The organism is Mycobacterium sp. 852002-10029_SCH5224772 (assembly GCF_001667315.1).
GTDB lineage: Bacteria > Actinomycetota > Actinomycetes > Mycobacteriales > Mycobacteriaceae > Mycobacterium.
The window spans coordinates 1-2323 of the sequence record NZ_LZHT01000006.1 but is presented as its reverse complement, the minus strand read 5'-3'; the positions used below and the strand labels follow the sequence as shown (position 1 = coordinate 2323).

Genomic DNA, 2323 nt, shown 5'->3' with positions numbered 1-2323 from the left:
CCGCCGACGACCAGCGCCACCGACTCCAGCCCGTGCGGCGCGAGCATGCCCACCGCCGACGGGGTCTGGCTCAACACGGTGACGCCTTCGGCCATCAGCAAGGCGTGCAAGTCTTCCGGCGAGCGGACGACCTGGTCGGGTACCACAACGAGCCGTCCGCCCCGCAGGAGCGCGCCGAAGATCTCCCAGACCGACAAGTCGAACGACAGGGAATGACACTGGCTCCAGACTTGTCCCGTGCCCAGTGGAACGTCCGCCGACTGCAGGAGCTGGGTGACATTGTGGTGGGTCACCGCGACACCCTTTGGGACGCCGGTGGTTCCGGAGGTGTAGATGACGTACGCGATGTCGTCAGGCGCCGGGTCCGGCAACCCGGTGGTGGGCTGGGTGTGCACGGCGGGGTCGTTGACATCGACGACGAGATCGGGATTGCTCAGGTGGGGGCGGAGTTCGGCCGTGCTCAGCGTCGCGACCGGTGCGGCATCGGTGAGCATGAACTCGATGCGGGCGGCCGGCAGCGCCGCATCGATCGGGACGTACGCCGCCCCGGTCTTGAGCACCGCCAGGATCGCGACGATCGCCTCGGCGGAGCGCGGCAACATCACCGCGACCCGCTGGCCCGGGCCCGCTCCGCGTCCAACCAGCAGGTGCGCCAACCGATTTGTCGCTTCGTAGAGTTCGCGGTAGGTCCACGACCGCTCGCCGCAGGTGATCGCCACCGCCACGGGGTCCCGAGCGACCTGCGCGGCGAACAGCGCCGGAATCGCCGCCCGCCCGGTCGCAGGCCGGCTCAACACGGCGCGGTTGCCCATCGCGTCGAGGCGGGCGCGCTCCGAGTCGTCGAGGACGTCGATCGCCGACAGCGGGCGGGCGGGGTCGGCGGTCATGGCGACCAACACCTGGTGCAACCGCGTCACGAGTGTCTCGATGGTGGCCGCATCGAAGACGTCGGTGCGGAACTCCACCGTTCCGCCGATGCCGGCGGGCGCGCCACCTTCGTCCCAGCGCTCGGCCAGCGACCACACCAGATCCATGCGGGCGACCCGGGTTTCCAGCGGCAGCGGCGTCACCCGCACGTCGCCGAGGCTCATGTCGACGGGGGCGTTGTTCTGCCAGGCGAGCATGACCTGCACCAGCGGGTGGTGGGCCATGTTGCGGGTGGGGTTGAGCCGTTCCACCAGCAGCTCGAAGGGAACGTCCTGGTGTTCGTAGGCCGCCAGGCTGCGCTGGCGCACCCGGTCCAACAGCTCCGCGACGCTGGGGTCACCGCTGAGGTCGACCCGCAACACCAGGGTGTTGACGAAAAACCCGACGACCTCGTCGAGCGCGGGGTCGCGCCGCCCGGCGATCGGGAACCCCACGGCCACATCCGAACTCGCGCTCAAGCTGGACAGCAGCACCGCCAGGGCCGCCTGGACGACCATGAAACTCGTCGCGTTGTGGGCCCGCGCCAGCTGCGCGACCCGGTGCTGCAGTGCGGCCGGCCACTGCACGTCCACGCTGGACCCGCGATAGTCGGCCACCAGCGGGTAGGGCCGATCCGTCGGCAGCAGAACGTGTTCCGGTAGCCCGGCCAGGGCCTGCTCCCAATAGTCCAGTTCCGCCGCGATCGGGCTGTTCGGGTCCTCGAGGTCACCGAATTGGGCACGTTGCCACAGCGTGTAGTCGACGTAGTGCACCGGCAGCGGCGCCCAACCCGGGGCCCGCCCCAAACGACGGCTGGCATAGGCCACCCCCAAATCGTGCACCAGGGGGGTTACCGACCATCCGTCGGCGGCGATGTGGTGCACCACGGCCACCAGCACGTGCTCGTCCTCACCCGTGCGGAAAAGCCATGCCCGCAAGGGGATTTCGGCGGCCAGGTCGAAGGTGTAGCGCACCGCATCCTGGGTGGCCTCCGCCAACCAGGACGCCGGCCACCGCGTCGCGTCAACGACCTGCCAGTTGACGTCGGCCCGCTCGGCGGGTAGCACCACCTGTTGGGGCGCGCCCTCGGGCGCGACGAAGAGCGTCCGCAGGCTTTCGTGGCGGGCCACCACGTCGTCCAGGGCGGCCCCCATCGCGTCGGTATCCAGGCGCCCCGACAACCGCAGGGCGACCGCCATGTTGTACACCGGCGACGGCCCCTGCAGCTGATCGATGAACCAGAGGCGGGACTGCGCAAACGACAACGGCACCACCGCCGGGCGCTCGCCGGCCACCAACCGTCCGGCGCGACCGACGCCGGCCACGACCCGGGGCGCCAGCCCCGCGACCGTGGGCGCCTCGAACACCGCTCGAACCGTCAGCCCGGCGTCGAGATCGGCGTTGATCGCGGTGATCA

General features: G+C 70.4%; 1 protein-coding gene. It reads right to left on the bottom strand.

The features are described 5' to 3' along the window. Window positions 1-2323 (bottom strand): condensation domain-containing protein (locus A5775_RS01630; protein WP_156660531.1); only part of this gene is annotated, 2323 nt, incomplete at both ends.